Source organism: Nocardia sp. NPDC003183 (assembly GCF_053590715.1).
Map to the genome: position 1 here is coordinate 117,563 of NZ_JBSFTG010000009.1, position 17,850 is coordinate 135,412.

General features: G+C 67.9%; 16 protein-coding genes. 7 read left to right on the forward strand and 9 right to left on the reverse strand.

Features of this window, described 5'->3' with window-relative positions:
• Positions 1-105: 105 nt before the first annotated feature.
• Positions 106-1,368, reverse strand: coding sequence for a PucR family transcriptional regulator (locus tag ACWDXS_RS24230; RefSeq protein ID WP_449968925.1), 1,263 nt, complete (start codon positions 1,366-1,368; stop codon positions 106-108).
• 454 nt (positions 1,369-1,822) lie between these two features.
• Between ACWDXS_RS24230 and ACWDXS_RS24235 the strand changes: the two genes are divergently transcribed.
• On the forward strand, positions 1,823-2,623 hold the full coding sequence (locus ACWDXS_RS24235) for an adenylate/guanylate cyclase domain-containing protein (protein WP_449968928.1): 801 nt from the start codon (positions 1,823-1,825) through the stop codon (positions 2,621-2,623).
• A gap of 11 nt (positions 2,624-2,634) precedes the next feature.
• On the opposite strand, the gene ACWDXS_RS24240 is transcribed toward ACWDXS_RS24235, so the two are convergent.
• A complete protein-coding gene (locus ACWDXS_RS24240) occupies positions 2,635-3,888 on the reverse strand; it encodes a PucR family transcriptional regulator (protein ID WP_378993922.1) in 1,254 nt (417 codons plus the stop codon).
• A gap of 176 nt (positions 3,889-4,064) precedes the next feature.
• Between ACWDXS_RS24240 and ACWDXS_RS24245 the strand changes: the two genes are divergently transcribed.
• Positions 4,065-4,820, forward strand: a complete 756-nt coding sequence (locus ACWDXS_RS24245; protein ID WP_449968931.1) for a class I SAM-dependent methyltransferase — start codon at positions 4,065-4,067, stop codon at positions 4,818-4,820.
• Positions 4,821-4,833: 13 nt separating this feature from the next.
• Here ACWDXS_RS24245 and dnaG read toward each other — a convergent pair whose 3' ends face one another.
• From dnaG to ACWDXS_RS24265, 4 genes are all read right to left on the reverse strand, one after another.
• Positions 4,834-6,756 (reverse strand): DNA primase, encoded by a 1,923-nt coding sequence (gene dnaG, locus ACWDXS_RS24250; protein WP_378637593.1) that lies wholly within the window; start codon positions 6,754-6,756, stop codon positions 4,834-4,836.
• A 25-nt stretch (positions 6,757-6,781) separates the two neighbouring features.
• Positions 6,782-8,047, reverse strand: a complete 1,266-nt coding sequence (locus tag ACWDXS_RS24255; protein ID WP_449968936.1) for a deoxyguanosinetriphosphate triphosphohydrolase — start codon at positions 8,045-8,047, stop codon at positions 6,782-6,784.
• A gap of 1 nt (position 8,048) precedes the next feature.
• On the reverse strand, positions 8,049-8,627 hold the full coding sequence (locus tag ACWDXS_RS24260) for a YdcF family protein (protein ID WP_378637756.1): 579 nt from the start codon (positions 8,625-8,627) through the stop codon (positions 8,049-8,051).
• Positions 8,628-8,746: 119 nt separating this feature from the next.
• Complete coding sequence (locus ACWDXS_RS24265; RefSeq protein WP_378993916.1) at positions 8,747-9,679, reverse strand: LysR family transcriptional regulator; 933 nt, start codon at positions 9,677-9,679, stop codon at positions 8,747-8,749.
• Positions 9,680-9,763: 84 nt separating this feature from the next.
• Between ACWDXS_RS24265 and ACWDXS_RS24270 the strand changes: the two genes are divergently transcribed.
• Positions 9,764-10,180 carry a DoxX family protein gene (locus ACWDXS_RS24270; RefSeq protein ID WP_387447801.1) on the forward strand — a complete coding sequence of 139 codons (417 nt, stop codon included), beginning with the start codon at positions 9,764-9,766 and terminating at the stop codon, positions 10,178-10,180.
• 12 nt (positions 10,181-10,192) lie between these two features.
• On the opposite strand, the gene ACWDXS_RS24275 is transcribed toward ACWDXS_RS24270, so the two are convergent.
• Entirely contained in the window at positions 10,193-10,870 is a 678-nt protein-coding gene (locus ACWDXS_RS24275; protein ID WP_449968940.1) for an MBL fold metallo-hydrolase, read from the reverse strand.
• Between the two features lie 69 nt (positions 10,871-10,939).
• Between ACWDXS_RS24275 and ACWDXS_RS24280 the strand changes: the two genes are divergently transcribed.
• Positions 10,940-12,931, forward strand: a complete 1,992-nt coding sequence (locus ACWDXS_RS24280) for a TPM domain-containing protein (RefSeq protein WP_449968943.1) — start codon at positions 10,940-10,942, stop codon at positions 12,929-12,931.
• Positions 12,932-13,056: 125 nt separating this feature from the next.
• The gene (locus tag ACWDXS_RS24285) at positions 13,057-13,875 is read left to right on the forward strand and encodes a MerR family transcriptional regulator (RefSeq protein WP_449968946.1); all 819 of its coding nucleotides are present in this window, start codon (positions 13,057-13,059) and stop codon (positions 13,873-13,875) included.
• A 135-nt stretch (positions 13,876-14,010) separates the two neighbouring features.
• Here the strand turns inward: ACWDXS_RS24285 and ACWDXS_RS24290 are convergent, their stop codons facing one another.
• Together ACWDXS_RS24290 and ACWDXS_RS24295 are read right to left on the reverse strand one after the other, a co-directional pair.
• Positions 14,011-15,321: a phthiocerol/phthiodiolone dimycocerosyl transferase family protein gene (locus ACWDXS_RS24290; protein ID WP_449968949.1), complete on the reverse strand. Its 1,311-nt coding sequence runs from the start codon at positions 15,319-15,321 to the stop codon at positions 14,011-14,013.
• 129 nt (positions 15,322-15,450) lie between these two features.
• Positions 15,451-16,851, reverse strand: a complete 1,401-nt coding sequence (locus tag ACWDXS_RS24295) for a glycine--tRNA ligase (protein WP_378637754.1) — start codon at positions 16,849-16,851, stop codon at positions 15,451-15,453.
• A 189-nt stretch (positions 16,852-17,040) separates the two neighbouring features.
• On the opposite strand from ACWDXS_RS24295, the gene ACWDXS_RS24300 reads away from it, so the two are divergent.
• Both ACWDXS_RS24300 and ACWDXS_RS24305 read left to right on the forward strand, forming a co-directional pair.
• Positions 17,041-17,391, forward strand: a complete 351-nt coding sequence (locus ACWDXS_RS24300) for an ArsR/SmtB family transcription factor (RefSeq protein WP_449968952.1) — start codon at positions 17,041-17,043, stop codon at positions 17,389-17,391.
• Positions 17,375-17,845, forward strand: a complete 471-nt coding sequence (locus tag ACWDXS_RS24305; RefSeq protein WP_449968955.1) for a Fur family transcriptional regulator — start codon at positions 17,375-17,377, stop codon at positions 17,843-17,845. Before ACWDXS_RS24300 ends, ACWDXS_RS24305 begins: the two co-directional genes overlap by 17 nt.
• Positions 17,846-17,850 lie beyond the last annotated feature (5 nt).

Here is a 17,850-nt window from a genome sequence, read left to right on the forward strand (position 1 = left end):
AGGCCGACGCGGCGACCGGTACGCGCCATCGGGTGCCGGCCGCCTTGTTCGGTCTCACCACTGCCTCTCCACGACTTCGGTGGCCGACCTGGGGTCCGCCTCCGATCAGCATGCCTGGGCGGTCTGGTCGGGGTCACCGCCGGCGGCTAACTCTTTCTCACCCGCGCCGGTCATGCGGGCTACGAGCGCGGAACGCAGGCGCCAGATACCGTCCGGTTGCGTCGGGTCGAGCCCGGTGATCTCGGCGATCTTGTTCAGTCGGTAGTCGACAGTGTTGGGGTGTACGTGCAGCGCACGCGCGGTGCGCAGACGGGTGGAGTGGGTCGCGAGGTGCGCTGTCAACGTCTCCAGCAGGACTGGATGGTCCTCGAGCGGGTCCAGTAGCGCGGCCAGATGCCTTCCTGCTGTGCCCGGCCGGGACAGCTGATACTCCAGCGACAGGTCGTCGAAGCGCTCGAGCCCGACTCGGCGCAGGCGGCGCATGATGTCGAGCACCGCGTGCGCGCGCTCGACCCCTTCGGAGATGCCGCCTGCCCCTGCCACCACGAACGCGGCGCGAACCTGCGTCTGCGCCGCGCCGGCGATCTGCTCGACGAACCGTTCGGCGGCGCCGGGATCGAAATGGTCTTGCGGAATCAGCAGGGTAGCTGTGTCGGTGCCCATCTGCATCAGCGCGTTGCCATCGCAGTGGTGCAGCACCTCGGCCCTGATTCGCCGAATTGTCCGGTGCGCGAGGATATGACGATCCGGGCGCGGCTCGTCCGCTCCATGGCGTGGCACGAACCCGACCGCGAAGACGAAATAGCTCTCGGCCAACCGGACCCCGCAGGCGCGCGCCAGGGCCGGTGTCGCATTCCCGGCGATCAGCGCGGCGGCCACGGTATCCGCTGCGTCACTACCCGCCACCTGCCTTTCACGCAGGTACGCCTGTGAGATCGCGATGGCGAGCTCGCGGGAGAGGTGGCCGAACATGCGCGCTGTTTCGATCAGTGCCACATGATCCTCGTCGACCCTCGCGCGTGCGGTGAGATGGTCGAACACCGCTTGCGTGCCTACCCACACGGCCTTGTGCATCGTGTCGATCGTGACGCCCTCGCGTGCCCATTCCATGACGTCGGCGCGCACCTCGGCCAGCGGTTCGGCAGTGTCGCCGCCGGTCAACATTCTGGCGGTGAGCTCGAGGCACGCGTTCACCAGTGCGGCGACATCGCGACGTAGGGCCGCCATGGGTACTCGGGCGGGTAGTTCACTGCCGACGATGAACAGACTCATGATCTTGCCCGAAATCGTTGACGCTGCGGGGAGCCGGTCGAGAATCGGCCGACCTACCGTCGTCGCGGTCCGGGCCGACAGGATGCTGTCGGGCATGCGCACATTTCCTACTTTCCGCTGTTTGCGCTTTATCGTGCGGCCTCACCACCCCGCGTTCCAATGGTGCTTCGCACCCCGATAAAACCATCGTTGTGCACTATGCACCACCGGGCATGCGCCGGACGCTTCACCCGTACACCCAAACAGGGTACGGAAGCAGGATTCGCGGCTACAGCCGACACGGTTCCGCCCGGCGAATGCACGGTCTCCGTGCTTGCCAAATGTCGAGTACGGACCTTCTCAGCTGTAGAAATGCTGCCCGTGCCCGCAATGACGGCGAGTGAGCCGGACCCGGTGCGGAGCGCGATGGTCCCAGGATTCACCGTCGGCAGGCATCCGCTACGCCGGTCGAATTCGAGTGAACGCATGTGTACTATTTTGCCGTGAACAGCTCGGGCGCACAGCCGCTACAGGGTTCGACCAGCCACGCTACTCCGCCAGGGTTGCTCCGATGACCACAGTCACGATCACCGTGCTCGCGATCGTCGCCGCCGGTGAAGCCGTCGGCATACTCATCCTGTCGATCTTGCTGGTCCGGAGTCGGCGCAAGCGCCGGGCACCACGTCGGTCGACGGCGGGGCAGCGGTTGGTGGTGAGCGGTCGCGAAGCGGTACGAACCGCCTGGCAGGCCGCTGATCTGGTGCGTGCCAAAGGTTTTCGTGCCGCCGTGCTCACCTCCATCGAAGACCTCGCGGGCTGGGCACGGGTCGAACGTCCCGACCTGGCCAGACTGGCGCCCGACGGCAACGTCGTCATCATGTTCTCCGACATCGAGCAATCGACCGCTCTCAACGAACAGCTGGGCGACCGTGCGTGGGTCAAGCTGCTCGACCGCCACCACCGCCTGGTGGATCGCTGCGTGCACAACCACGGCGGCCATGTGGTCAAGAACCAGGGCGACGGGTACATGATCGCCTTCGCCGCTGCCGACCGGGCGGTCCGATGCGGCCTGGCCATCCAGGCGGCACTGAGCAAGGACGCCGAAGCATCCCGGGGCGAGGCCGATTTCCGGGTCCGGATCGGTATCCACATGGGAAGTTCCGTCCGCCGGGGTGACGATTTGTTCGGACGCAACGTCGCCATGGCCGCGCGGGTCACCGCGCAGGCAGAGGGTGGCGAAGTCCTCCTCAGCGAGCCGGTGCTGGAGGCGATCGGAAGCAGTACCGATCTCACGATCGGAACCGGACGGGAAGCGACCCTCAAGGGCCTGCGGGGCACGCACCGCCTCACTCCGGTCTGCGCGCGGCGGTAATCAGAATTGGCTCAACTGGGCCGGGGGGTGTTCTGCCGCCAGTACAACGCGTCCAATGCGACCGCGACATGTACGCCGTTCTCCGCCAGTGGACGTGGCAGCAACTCGTCCGCGCGGGCGATCCTGCGCAAGATCGTGTTCCGGTGGGTGAACAGGCGCGCCGCAGCGCGCGTGGCATTGCATTGCTCGTTGATGTAGACGAGGACCGATTCGCGTAGTTCGCTGTCGGCGTGTTCCAGATCGCCGAGGGTGTACTTGATGAATCGGTCGGCCTGAGCGCCGTTTTCGGTGATCAGCGAGGTCAGTTGCACCTCGCCGAAGGTGACCAGGCGTCGGGTGCTGTGCGGGCGGGCGAGGATTCGGTGCGCGGCCTGCGCGTCGAGGTGACTGGTCCGGAACCCGGCGAGGTCTCGGCCGGTGGAGCCGATGGCGATCCGCACGCCGGGGATATGGTCCAGCGCTTCGGTCAGTGCCACGGTGTCGGGAGGGGTGGGGCCGGGCACCCACACCCACAGGGTGGCCGCGCTGGCGAGCACGCTCAACGCCGTGGCCGCCCCGGCGGCCTGTGTGAGGGCCCTGGTCACCCGATGCGGTTCGTCGAGTTCGGCACCGGGAATGTCACTCCAGGCGATGGCCGCGGTGTGGGTGGCGTCGAGCCGGTAGCCGAGGCGGGTCGACGCACGCTCGATGTTGGTCGGTTCCCCCTCGAGAATGAGCGAAATGACTTCGCGGCGTTCGGCATACGAGCCGCGGGCGAGTTCGTCGCGCTCCTGACCGATGACCTCGGTGATCGCCTCGATGGTGCCGTCCACGAATGCGGCGATCGAGGCGGCGGTGACCTCCAAGACCTCCTGCAGCTCGAACGGGTCCGGCGTGAGAATGAAGATGATGGTCATCCACCGTCGCCAGACGACATTTTGCCCGACGCGATAGGCCTGCAAAGCGGCCTCGTTCATGCCACGCCGGACCAGGTCGCGAACGGTGGCGATCTGGTCCGCACCGAGGTTGATCGGCACCGGCATTCCCGGATCGGCCACGTTGGCCGAGGCCCAGTGCAGCAGGTTGCCACGGTTGACGCGCCGGACCGCCTCGGCCAGCAGCGGATCCCCCGCGACAGCGCGCAGGCTGGTTGTCAGGAGAGTGGCGTCATAGAGTTCGTCGAGCCATTCCTCCGGCGCGTTCAGCGCGATCTCGGCACCTTGGCGGATTACTTCTCGCGCGCGGTCGGACAGGCGTCGATCGAACAGACCATCACCGGAGTGCACCGTGTCATTATGCAACCTCCGATCCGAATTCATCTGCGCCGAACTGCCCGTCGCCGGCCCGCGTACTTCGTCAACGACACCCGCGACCAGGCCGCGGCGTTCGTCCGCGAACAGCTCAGCCGGTAGCCGCGAAACTGAGAGGTGTCGCCGGGCGGTCGCTGGCATAGTGATTTCGCATGGGACGGACGTTCGAGGATTTGATCGCCGAGGCGGCATCGGCGCCGGTGGAGGGATGGGACTTCTCCTGGCTCGACGGGCGGGCCAGTGAGGCGCGTCCTTCGTGGGGTTATCAGCGGCTGATGAGTGATCGGCTGAAGACCGCTTCCGCTGCTCTGGATATTCAGACCGGTGGTGGCGAAGTTCTGGCCGAGGCGCAGGTGTTCCCGCAGACCATGGTCGCCACCGAGTCGTGGCCGCCGAACGTCGCCAAGGCGACCGCGTTGCTGCATCCTCGCGGCGTCGTTGTCGTCGCCGCGCCCGACGAGCCGCCGTTGCCGTTCGCCGACGCGGCGTTCGATCTGGTCACCAGCCGACATCCGGCGACGATCTGGTGGGCGGAGATCGCGCGCGTTCTGCGTTCGGGGGGAACGTATTTCGCACAGCACGTCGGACCGGCGAGTGTGTTCGAGCTGGTGGAGTATTTCCTCGGTCCGCAACCGGAAGCCCGTCGAGGGCGCCATCCCGACGACGAGGCCGCCGCCGCGCGAGCCGCCGGACTGACGATCACCGACCAGCGGACCGAGCGGCTACGCATCGAGTTCCACGACATCGGTGCCGTCGTGTACTTCCTGCGCAAGGTGATCTGGATGGTGCCCGGGTTCACCGTCGAGGCCTACCTCGACCAGTTGCGTCGGCTCCACGATCGAATCCGGCAGGAGGGGCCGTTCGTGGCGTACTCCAGCCGTACTCTCACCGAAGCCACCAAACCGTGACGCACGGGTGGTGTCAGGCGCCGGCCGCGTAGCCCTCGTTGCCCATCGCCTGAGCCGCGAGGCTCTTGCGGTACTGCTCCAGCGCCACCAGGTCGCCGAACAGCGTCATGTAGGTGTCGGGCTCCTCGCTGGCCGACAGCCGCTGCAGCCTCGACTTGAGCTCGGCGATCTGGCGGCCCACCCAGGCTTCCTGGACTCGCGCGAGGATGCCCGTGATGAAGCGGGGGGTGTCGTTCTGGGTGCGCACCGGGAGCTGCTCATTGGCCAGTTCGGAGACCAGGGCGCGGATCATCAGGTCGTCGGTATGGTCGGCGACGGCGGCGACCCATTCCGCACCGCTGAGCCCGGCAGCCGTGCCGCCGGCCTGGGCGATCATGATGCGCACGGCCACATAGGCGGGGTGGGTGAAGGCGGCGGCGTCGATGGCGTCGAAGGACACGCCCGCGATGCCCGGGTATTGCAGTGCGGCGCTGAGGGTTTGGCGCTGCGCGTACAGCACCGGGTCGTTCGGTGCGGGCCGCACCGAGGAGCTCTCCTCGACGCGAGGCGCGGGGATCGCCGCGGCGCCGGACTTCAGATCGGGCGTGGTGCCGCCCATCCGGTTCTTCTTCGCCTCTTCACCGACCCGGCGCACGACGAGCTGGATGTCGTCCCAGCCCACCCAGCCCGCCAGTTTGGTGGCATACCCCTTGCGGGTGGCGTTGTCCTTGATCTGGGCCACCACGGGCACCGTACGGCGCAGTGCCTCGACACGACCCTCGACATCGTCGAGATTGTGTTCGGCCAGCAGTCCGCGAATCACGAACTCGTACAGCGGGGTCCGCCGCGCCACCAGGTCACGCACGGCGCTGTCGCCGGAGTGCTGACGCAACTCGCACGGATCCTGCCCGTCGGGCGCCACCGCGATGTAGGTCTGTCCCGCCAGCCGCTGATCACCGCTGAACGCCTTCAGCGCCGCGGCCTGCCCGGCCGCGTCACCGTCGAAGGTGTAGATGATCTCGCCGCGCCAGAAGTTGTCGTCCATCAGCAGTCTGCGCAGTACCTGCAGGTGTTCTTCGCCGAACGCGGTGCCGCAGGACGCCACCGCGGTTTTCACCCCGGCCAGATGCATGGCCATGACGTCGGTGTAGCCCTCGACGACCACGGCCTGATGACCCTTGGAGATGTCGCGCTTGGCGTGGTCGAGACCGAACAGCACCTGAGACTTCTTGTACAGCAACGTTTCCGGCGTGTTCACGTACTTGCCGGGCATGGTGTCGTCGTCGAACAGCTTGCGCGCGCCGAAACCGATCACCTCGCCGCCGAGATTGCGGATCGGCCACAGCAGGCGACGATGGAACCGGTCGATCGGACCGCGCTTGCCCTGCTTGGACAATCCGGCAGCTTCCAGTTCCTTGAACTCGAAACCCAAGCGCTGCAGGTGCTTGGTCAGCCCGTCCCAGCCCGCGGGGGCGTAACCGCAGCCGAACTGCGCCCAGGATGCCTTGTCGAAGTTGCGGTCGGTCAGATACTTGCGCGCGGCCTCGGCCTCGGGTTCGTGCAGCAGGCCCATGTAGTACTCGTGCGCGGCGGCATTGGCGGCGACCAGGCGCGAGCGGGTGCCGCGGTCGCGCTGCACCGAGGTGCCGCCACCCTCGTAGTTGATCTGGTAGCCGATGCGATCGGCCATCTGCTCGACGGCCTCGACGAAACCGATGTGTTCCATCTGCTGCAGGAACTTGTAGACATCGCCGCCCTCACCACAGCCGAAGCAGTGGAACAGCCCGTGGTTGGGGCGCACATGGAACGACGGCGACTTCTCGTCGTGGAACGGGCACAGACCTTTGATCGAGTCGGCGCCCGCGCGCTTGAGCGCCACGTACTCACCGACTACATCTTCGATCCGGACACGTTCACGGATCGCCGCGATATCGCGATCTGGGATTCGTCCGGCCACGATGAGCGAGTCTAGTCGGGTCTGCTCAGCGGCAGTCCAGCGAGGCGGCGACGCGTTCGAAGCGGCTCTCGGTGTAGGACGCGATCTGGTCGATCACCACGCGCACGCGGGCGGCCTCGGTGGTGGCGGCGTTGAACCAGGGCAGCATCTGATCGTCGAGGTGGGCGGGCGCGGTGGTGAGCAGGCGATCGGCGACGGCCTGCACGCGGTCGCGCTGGGTCTGCTGACGGGCGAGGTGGCCGGGGTCGGAGCGCACGTACCGCAACGCCACGGTCTTGAGGACGGCCACCTCGGCGGCCACGATCGGGGGCACGATCAGGTCGGCCTCGTAGCGGCTGAGCGGGCCTTCGCCGTAGCGCTCGTGGGTGGCCGAGATCGCGGCGGTGGCGAAGCGGCCGACCAGTTCACTGGTGAGCCGTTTCAGGGCCACCGAGGCGCCGAAGCTGCCGTCGTAGTTCGCGGCGTCGGCCACGATGTCGAGCTCGGAGAGCCGCTGCGCGGCGGCGGCGAGTGCCTCGATCGACTGATCGGGATGCTGGCCGTGGCCCTGCTCGGCCAGCGCCGCCTGTTCGGCCGGGTCGGCGAGGGCGCGCAGGTCGATGCGGCCGACGATCACGCCGTCCTCCACGTCGTGCACCGAGTAGGCGACGTCGTCGGACCAGTCCATGATCTGGCATTCCAGGCTCTGTTTGCGGTCGGGCGCGTCTTTGCGCACCCAGGCCAGGCGCTCGAGGTCGTCGTCGTAGGCGCCGAACTTGGTGCCGGAACCGCTTCTGCCCCACGGGTATTTGAGGGTCGCGTCCAGGGCCGCCCGAGTGAGGTTGAGCCCGAAGCTCTCTGCGTCGGCGTCGGCGTCGGCGTCGAGGACCTTGGGTTCGAGGCGGGTCAGGATGCGCAGGTTCTGCGCGTTGCCTTCGAAACCGCCGTAGCGGTCGGCGAATTCGTCGAGCGCGCGTTCACCGTTGTGACCGTAGGGCGGGTGGCCGATGTCGTGGGCCAGGCCGGCCAGGTCGACGAGGTCGGGGTCGGCGCCGACACCGTCGGCGATGCTGCGCCCGATCTGGGCCACTTCGAGCGAGTGGGTCAGCCGGGTGCGCGGGGTGTCGCCCTCGCGCGGGCCCATGACCTGGGTCTTGTCGGCGAGGCGCCGCAGCGCGGCGGAGTGCAGCACGCGGGCACGATCGCGGGAGAACTCACTGCGATGCCCCTTGCCCGCGGCGCCGGGCCACGCGGTCTTACCGGGCTCGTGGACCATGCGTTCCTGGTCGTGCGGAGTATAGGTCCCTGTCATCTCACTGTCCCGCCTCGTAAGGAAAATCTGCCGAGAAATGAGTGAGCTGGTACCAGAGCAGCGCGCCGGTTTCGCGGGCGATGCCGTGGAATTGCGACTCCCTCGTGTAGACGGCGGGCCCGGTACGGGTGGGTGCGGTCCACGCTTCCAGGCCTGCGTCGCGAGCCATCGTCCTGGTTCGCAGTGAATGCCACGGATCGCTCACGAGTACGGCCGATGACATATCGCGCTCCCCCATCGCCGACGCCACCGCCTCGATGCTGCGCAGTGTGTCGGAACCGGTTTCGACGGCCACGATGTTCTCGCTGGGGACGCCCTTGTCCTCCAGATACCGTTTGCCCGAGGCGGCTTCGGTATACAGGTCGCCCTCCTGTTTGCCGCCGACAGTGATCACGGTGGGCGCCACCCCGGCCTCGTAGAGTCGCCACGCCTGATACAGCCGCGCCTCGAAAACCGACGACGGCGTTCCCGAATACTGGGCCGCGCCGAGCACCACGATCGCGTTCGCGGGGGTGTAGTCGTCGATCCGCGCGACCTGCCAGACCCGGACCGCTGTCCCGGCGACCAGCACCAACCCCATCAGCACCGCGCCGGCGATCAACCGGACGAACCACACCGAGACCGTCGACACCAGCCCGCGCGGATGCCTGACATCCGGGGCGGGCGTGACCGTTCGCGAGAAACCCGATTTCACCTTCGTCAGTCTGCCAGGTCGCTCCGACGCCCCGCGGGGTCAGCGGTCACCACCGGATTCCGTTCCGGTGAACGGCCGACCGCCGAGCCCGCAGACACCCAGGGGATCGTCGCGGCGATGTCGACGAACGAGCGGATCAGCGGGCTGTGTGCCGCGCTGGTCCAGGCCAGCACGAGGCTGCTCGGCGGCTTGTCGGCGAGCGGGACCACCACGAGACCCTCCGGGACCGGGTGGCCGAGCGGCGTGAGGCCGACGGTGCCGTTCCACAGGACGGTTTGCTGACATTCGTGGACGGTGCGCACCACCGGGCCGGTGTCCGGATCGGTCGGGTGCGACCAGTAGCTCCGCCAGATCGGATCGGTGTCGGCGGGCAGCTGGAACCACTGTCGATCGGCCAGTTCGCGCAGGTGCAGACTCGCGCGATCGGCCAGGGGATCGTCGACGCGAAGGACGACACCCACCGGGTCGGTGCGCAAAACCTGTGTGGTGATGCCGGTTTCGTCGAAGGGCGTGCGGGTGAGGGCGATGTCGACGCGTCCGGCGCGCAACCCGGCTGTCGGGTCGGCGAAGTCGCCTTCTCTGATGTGCACCTGGACGTCGGGATGCGCGGCCCGGTACGCCGCGGCCAGTCGGCTCCCTGCCGCTTCGGCGAAGGTGCCGATCGTGACGGCGGACGCCCCGGCGGCGACCGCGACCCTGGTGCGCACCCGATCGGCCTGGGCCAGCAGCGCGAGGGCCTCGTCGTAGAGGGCGGACCCGGCAGGGGTGAGAGTCACACCCGTCGGTGACCGACGCAGGAGTTCGTAGCCGAGGTCGTCTTCGAGCTGTTTGATCGCCCTGCTCAGGGGCGGCTGGGTCATGTACAGCCGGGCGGCGGCGCGACCGAAGTGGAGTTCCTCGGCCACCGCCGTGAAGTATCGCAGCAGACGGAGGTCCATGAGCTGCGACGATACCCGCTCGGTATCGGGTCCGCAGAGATCGGTCTTGGACGCGACCGGTCTCGCGATGATCAGGTGGAAGTCATGAGCGTCATGGTCCTGATCGGACGAATCCTGTTCTCCGCGTTGTTCATCGGCGCGGCTATCGGCCATCTGAGCGCGGCGAAGGACACCGCGCGCTACGCCGCGAGCCGTGGGGTGCCGTCGCCGTTGTTCGCGGTGTACGCCTCGGGCGCCGCCGTGCTCGTCGCGGGAACGAGCGTGCTGCTCGGCGCCTGGGGCGACCTCGGATCGCTTGTCCTGGTGACGTTCCTGGTGCCGACGGCCTTCCTGATGCATGCCTTCTGGAAGGAGACCGACGCCGAGACCAAGCAACACGAGATGGTCCACTTCAACAAGGATCTCGCCCTGGCCGGTGCGGCACTGGTGTTCTTCGCGGTCTTCGCCTACACCGCCGACCTGGGGCTCACCCTCACCGCACCAGCCTTCACGCTGCGCTGACCGGACCGGAGATCACCAACCCCGCGCCCGCCATTCGGGCAGATTCGCGCGGTCGGCGCCGAGGGTGGTGTCGTCGCCGTGACCCGGGTAGACGACGGTGTCGTCGGGGTAGCGGTCGAAGAGTTTGGTGGTGACGTCGGTGAGGAGGGTGTCGAAGTCGGCGGGACTATGAGTTTTCCCCACTCCACCTGGGAAGAGGGAGTCGCCGGTGAAGAGGTGGGTGTGGCCCGCGTTGTCGGTGAGGGCGAGGGCGACCGAGCCGGGGGTGTGGCCGCGCAGGTGGATGACGTGGAGGATGAGGTCGCCCACTTCGATGGTGTCGCCGTCTTCGAGCAGGCGGTCGGGGCGGACCGGGAGGTGGTCGGCGTCGAGGGTGTGGGCGGCGGTGGGGACGTCGAGGGACTTGGTGACCTCGGTCAGTGCCTGCCAGTGATCGGGGTGGCGGTGGGTGGTGACGAGCAGTTCGATCTGGCCGGGTGTCTCGAGCGCGGTCAGTTCGATGATGCGCTCGGCGTCGTTGGCGGCGTCGATCAGCACCGCGGCGCCGGTGGTGGCGCTCTGGATCAGGTAGGTGTTGTTGTCCATCGGACCGACGGACATCTTCACGATGCGGGCGCCGGGGACGTCGCGCTGCTGGGCGTCCCCGCCCGCGGTGACGTGACCTGTGTACTGGCGAGCGACTGTGACCATGCACCCGATCGTAGAAGCCACGCGCCGCGCTGTCGTGCCGGTGTCGGTGTCGACCGTTAGATTCGACACATGCCGCTGTCGAGTTCGGCCCCACGATCGGTTTCCGCACTCTGCGCGGTGTTCGCCGTGTTGAGTCTGCTGTGCGCGCCGAGCGCGGTCGGCGAACCGCCCGCGCGCATGGGTCCGCAGGTGGTCGATACCGCGAATGTGCTCAGTGCGGGCGACGAAGCACGCGTGCTCGACGCGGTCGACGCCCTCTACCGCGATCACCAGGTGAAGCTGTGGGTGAACTATGTGCGCACCTTCGGGTCGATGGCGCCCCGCGACTGGGCTGCCCGCACGTCCGACCTCTCCGGTTTCAGCGATCATGATCTGCTGCTGGCGGTGGCCGTCGACGACCGCGGCTACTGGCTCGACGGCACCCTTCCCGAGAGTGTGAGCGACTCCGAACTGGACTCGCTGCTCGCGGGCTCGGTGGAACCCGATCTGCGCGACCAGAAGTGGGCACAGGCCGCGGTCGACACCGCCGAGGGAATCGGTTCGGCGATGCGGGGCGGCGGGGTGCCGTGGGGTGTGCTGATCCTCATCGGGCTGGCCGTGATCGTGGTGGCCGGCGGTTTGATGTTGTTCTCGCGAAAGCGCCGTGGCGACCGGGATCGTGCCGAGCTGACCACCGCGCGCGAGGTGGATCCGACCGATTCCGCGGCGCTGGCGCGATTGTCGCTGCCGACCTTGCACGCGCTCTCCCGCGAGCGACTGGTCGAGATCGACGATGCCGTGCGGACCAGCGCCGAGGAATTGACCTTGGCCACCAGCGAATTCGGTGACACCGCGGTGACGCCGTTTCGCTCCGCGCTCGATGCCGCCCGCGCCGCCACCGCGAAGGCGTTCACGATTCGTCAGCAACTCGACGACGCGATTCCGGAGACGCCGGACCAGCAGCGCGCCATGCTCATCGAGCTGATCGCCACGGCGGGCACGGCCGATCGCGAACTCGACTCGCAGGTCGCCGATTTCGACGCCATGCGCGATCTGCTCATCGACGCGCCCGCTCGGCTGGACACGCTCACCCGCGACATCGTCGAGCTGACCGCGCGCATGCCGGGCTCCGAAGCCGAACTCACCCGCTTGGGCTCGACCTATCCACCCTCGGTCATCGCACCGATCCACGACAACGTGCGGATGGCGCAGGAGCGAATCACCTTCGCCGAGAACAACATCGACTCCTCTCGAACCGCTCTCACCCAGCCCGTCGGGCAGCAGGGTGGTGCGGTCGCGGCGATCCGCGCGGCCGAAGGCGCGATCGGGCAGGCAAGGACGCTGCTCGATGCCGTAGACCAGGCCGCGACGAATATCCAGCAAGCGCGCGACGGTCTTGCGGCCGCCCTCGACGAACTGCGCGCCGACCTGAGCTCGGCCACGAGCCTCACCGAGTTCGGCGGCGCCGATCTGGCCGCCGCGGTCTCGTCCGCCACCGCGGCCCTGAATGCCCCGAACGCCGACAGCGATCCCCTCGGTACCTTCCACACCGCGGTCACCGCTGATGCCGAACTGGACCGTGCGATCGCGGCGGCCTCGGATCGCAAACTGGCCGTGGAGGATCTGCGACGCCGGCTCGATCGCACCCTCACCGACGCATCCGCCCGCATCGATGCGGCGTCGTCGTTCATCACCACCCGGCGTGGCGGCGTCGATGCGCAGGCCCGCACCCGGCTCTCCGAAGCGCAACGCCACCTCGCTGAGGCACACGGACTCGCGGGCACTGACCCCGAACGCGCACTCGTCAGCGCACAGACCGCCGCCGACCTCGGCGGCCGGGCCATGCAGCAGGCGCAGGCCAGCGTGCAGGCGTGGGAGACGCGTCAGCCGATGTCGGGCGGCGGCGGCTCCCAGACCGGCGCGGTGCTGGGCGGAATCCTGCTCAACGAGCTGCTGCGGGGCGCGATGAGTGGCGGTTCGCGACGCGGAGGCGGCGGCTATGGCGGAGGCGGCGGCTACCGTCCGGGCTCGTACGGCGGCTCGTCGGGATCGCGTCGAGTCAGCCGGGGCGGCAGATTCTGATCCCGGCCAGCGCGAGGGTCGACCGCGCCGGGCGCAGTGCCGGACGCGCCTGATCGCGGCGCGGCGAGGTCGACAGGTTCGCCCTTGACTCTCTCACCGTGTGAGGCCGTACACCGGAAGGCGTCATGTTCAGTATCGGAGATTTCGCCAGGCACGGTCAGGTGTCGGTGCGCATGCTGCGCCACTACGACGCGGTGGGTTTGTTGGCGCCCGCCAGAGTCGACGCGGCCACCGGGTACCGCTTCTATACGGCGGCGCAGCTGGCCCGGCTCAATCGGCTCATCGCATTGAAAGAGCTCGGGTTCACGCTGGAACAGGTGGGCAGAATGCTCGAGCCGGGGCCCGACGCGGCAGAACTGCGCGGCATGCTCACCTTGCGCCGAGCCGAGTTGGAACAGCGGATCGCGGCCGACCGTTCGCGGTTGACCGAAGTCGAAGCGAGACTCCGAATCATCGAAAAGGAGGGCGTCATGCCCGATCAGGATGTGGTGATCAAATCGGTGCCCGCAGTCAGAGTGGCCGAATCGTCCAGCTGGGCTTCGGGATTCGAACCCCAGGCGATCAGCCCGGTGATCGGGCCGCTGTTCAGCGAACTGTCCGACCGGCTGGCCGCGGCCGGGATCACGATCGCCGGTCCCGCGATCGCCTACTACGACGCGCGTGACGACGGGACGGTCGGCGTGCACGCGTGTGTGCCGGTGAATGTGGAACCCGCTGCGGCACCGGACTTCTCGATCGTCGATCTGCCCGCGCTCGAACGCGCCGCGACCACCGTCCATCGCGGGAACGTGAGCGGGATCGGCGCGGCGTGGCAGGCGCTCGGTCGCTGGGTGGAGGACAACGGGCACCGCACCGGCGCGCCCGTCCGCGAAGTCACCCTGGAGTGGACGCCCGATCCCGATGGCTGGGTCACCGAGCTGCAGGAGCCTCTCGCACCGCGCTGAGGCGAGGCCGGCCCGTGCGATCCGCAGGCGAGATCCGTGCACCCAGCCTCCAGCGGTCGTGGCCGGCTGAATTCCCATCGACTGCGCCACTTGCGGCGGGGTGCCGCTCTGCGGAGCCGGGCCGTGCCGTCGGATTCAGGCGGTCGCGGCTTTCTGATCCGCGGATGACCAGGACAATTCCGCGGCGACGGCATCCAGCAGATGGGCGGCGAGCGGGCCGCCACCCAATCGGCCGATGGTCAGTCGACCGAGATAGGTGTAGACGAGGAAGGTGACCGCCGCGGACGCCCCCGTCGACGGGCGGGGGTGTGCGGAGAGGTAGACGATCTCGTAGTCGTCGAGAATCAGCCCGGCGGGGGCGCGGAACGGGGGCACCGTCCCGGTGTTGGTGAGCGCGATGTGCCCTGCGGTGGAGTGGATTCGATCGGGACCGAAGAAGTCGGGGAAGTGCAGAACGGACTGTTCGATCACCCCGTCGGCCAGGTCGTTGTGCAGGCTGGTGCCGATCCGGCGAGCGAGCACGACGAGGTCCGCGGTGTCGGCGGCATCGGTGGCGAACGCGGCCAGGCCGGACAGGTTGGTGCCGGCTTCCGCGGCGACCGCAGGGTCGAGGCGCCTGCGCAGGTCGACCGGATACATACACGAGACGTGGTCCGCGCCCGAGAGATCGCCGTACGCCCGCAACACCGCGGCGGTGACCAACCCGTTGACGCTCACCGCGTGCGCGCGAGCGAGCTCGAGCACCCGTGCGGTCGCGACGGTATCCAGCTGAATCCGCGCGGGCCGGGCCAACGTGGCCGGTGCGGCCTCCGCCCGCTCGATCCCACTCACCGAATCTGTGACGACGAGCGGACGCGCTACCGTCTCGAGTCCCGACCGCCGTCCACGCCGGATCCCCCGCTGCGCCAGCAGCACCTCGAGCGACGCCGGATACTCCCGCGTCGCACCGGCCGCGGTCTCCGACTCGGCGACCACGGTCGCCGTGTCCGCGATCTTCCCGGTCTCCACATAGTCGGTGTAGAAGCCCCACAGCCGCGCGAACAGTTCGACACAATGCCCCGCGTCGGCCACGCTGTGGTGCACGAACAACGTGACCCGAGCCCGATCCTCTTCGGCGAGAACCACATCCAGATAGGCCAATTGGGCCCCGGGATCCATGGACTCGGCCGGAATCCGCACCTCGTCGGGATCGCCGAAACTCACCCACGCGCCGACGGCCTCGATATCCCCCGGACGCAACAGGATTCCGTTCTCGTCGGCATCCTCGACGATCCGGCACACCAGAATCGGGAACCGCCGCTGCAACGCCGCGAAGGCCGCGCCGAGCCCGGCCGCGTCCAGTTCCCCGAGCACCGTGACCGACCGTCCGGTGAAGGTCGCGTGCCGCACGAATCGTTGTTCCGACGGGTCGAGCGCCCGCACCACGTCTTCCGGTTCCCACAGCACAACGAAGATCGTGAGGCAAGCGCCCACCCAACGCAAACCGTCAGCTACGCAGTGTGATCAACCGCCCAGTGCGCGGACGTGAAAGAGCCCGCACCGAGCTAGCGGTGCGGGCTCCGTCGACCTGACGGATCAGGCGCCGATCAGTCGTGCTGCCAGGTAGGACTCGACCTTGTCCAGGGCGATGCGCTCCTGGGCCATCGAGTCGCGCTCGCGGATCGTCACCGCGTGGTCGTCGATGGTGTCGAAGTCGACCGTGATGCAGAACGGGGTACCGATCTCGTCCTGACGACGGTAACGACGGCCGATGGCACCCGCGTCGTCGAAGTCGACGTTCCAGTTGCGGCGCAGCTGGGCGGCGAGGTCCTTGGCCTTCGGGGTCAGGTCGGCGTTGCGCGAGAGCGGCAGCACCGCGGCCTTGACCGGCGCGAGGCGAGGATCCAGACGCAGGCTGATCCGCTCTTCGGTCGTGCCCTTCGCGGTGGGCACCTGGTCGACGGTGTAGGCGTCGACCAGGAAGGCCATCAGCGAACGGGTCAGACCGGCGGCCGGCTCGATGACGTACGGCGTGTAGCGCTCACCGCTGGCCTGATCGCGGTAGCTCAGGTCGACGTTCGAGTGCTCCGAGTGCGTCTTGAGGTCGTAGTCGGTGCGGTTGGCGATGCCCTCGAGCTCGCCCCATTCGCTGCCCTGGAAGCGGAAGCGGTACTCGATGTCGGTGGTGCCCGCCGAGTAGTGCGACAGCTTTTCCTTCGGGTGCTCGAACAGGCGCAGGTTCTCCGGGTCGATGCCGAGGTCGGTGTACCAGGACAGACGGGTGTCGATCCAGTACTTGTGCCACTCCACGTCCTCGCCCGGCTTGACGAAGAACTCCATCTCCATCTGCTCGAACTCACGCGTGCGGAAGATGAAGTTGCCCGGCGTGATCTCGTTGCGGAAGCTCTTGCCGATCTGGGCGATGCCGAACGGCGGCTTCTTGCGCGCGGTCTCCTGGACGTTCTTGAAGTTGACGAAGATGCCCTGCGCCGTCTCGGGACGCAGATAGTGCATGCCCTCTTCGTCGTCGACCGGGCCGAGGAAGGTCTTGAGCAGGCCGGAGAAGTTACGCGGCTCGGTCCACTTGCCGGGCTGGCCGGTGTCGGGATCGTTGATGTCGGCCAGGCCGTTGGCGGGCGGGTGGCCGTGCTTGGCCTCGTAGGCCTCGATGAGATGGTCGGCGCGGTAACGCTTGTGCGTGTGCAGCGACTCGACCAGCGGATCGGAGAAGGTGGCCACGTGGCCCGAGGCCTCCCAGACCTGGCGCGGCAGGATCACCGAGGAGTCGAGACCGACGACATCGTCGCGGCTGGTGACCATGGTCCGCCACCACTGCCGCTTGATGTTGTCCTTCAGTTCGACGCCGAGCGGACCGTAGTCCCACGCCGACTTGGTGCCTCCGTAGATCTCACCGCACGGGTAGACCAGACCCCGGCGCTTGGCGAGGTTGGCAACGGTGTCCACCTTCGACTTGGGTGCCACGCGAGATTTCTCCATCCACTGCGAGTCGGAATTGTTCGGCATGCCGTACCGGTGTTCGATGCGGCCTACCGTACGTAAGTGGGTCCAGCGTATCGGGACGCGTCCAGTGGGTTTGCAGCAGCCGAGGTGTCCGCGCGGCGCGTCATTTGACATGCGCAATTGTGCATATCAAAATGGAATCTGTTTCCATTAAGGAGTTGGTTGATGACCACCGAGGCCGTGCCCGCGCACCCGCACAACCCGTACCACTCCCCCGCCCCCGCCGCCGTGCCGTCGCGCACGGTCCTGGAGGACGCGGGCGAGCTGCTGCGGGCACTGGCCGCGCCGGTACGCATCGCCATCGTGCTCCAGCTGCGTGAGTCGCCGCGCTGCGTGCACGAGCTGGTCGACGCGCTCGGCGTCACCCAGCCGCTGGTCAGCCAGCATCTGCGCATTCTCAAATCGGCGGGCGTGGTGCACGGCGAACGCTCGGGCCGCGAGGTGCTCTACGAACTCGTCGACGACCATCTGGCGCATATCGTGGTCGATGCCGTCGCCCATGCCGAGGAAGGGTAATCCGTTGGCAGACAACACCTCCGCGAAGCAGGTCGGGGTCCGCAGCACCCGCCAGCGCAGTGCCATCTCGGCCCTGCTCGACAATATCGACGAGTTCCGCTCGGCGCAGGAATTGCACGACGAGCTGCGCAAACGCGGCGAGGGCATCGGCCTGACCACCGTCTACCGGACTCTCCAGTCCCTGGCCGACGCGGGCATGGTCGACGTGCTGCGCACCGACACCGGCGAATCCGTCTACCGCCAGTGTTCGAGCGGCCACCATCACCACCTGGTGTGCCGCCAGTGCGGGCGCACCGTCGAGGTCGAGGGCCCGACGGTCGAGGCATGGGCCGAGACCATCGCGAGCGAACACGGCTTCACCGAGGTGAGCCACACACTCGAGATCTTCGGCACCTGCCGCGAGTGCGTGCGCAGCCGAACCGATGCGGCGAGAGACGAACCCGCATCCGTGTGACTCAC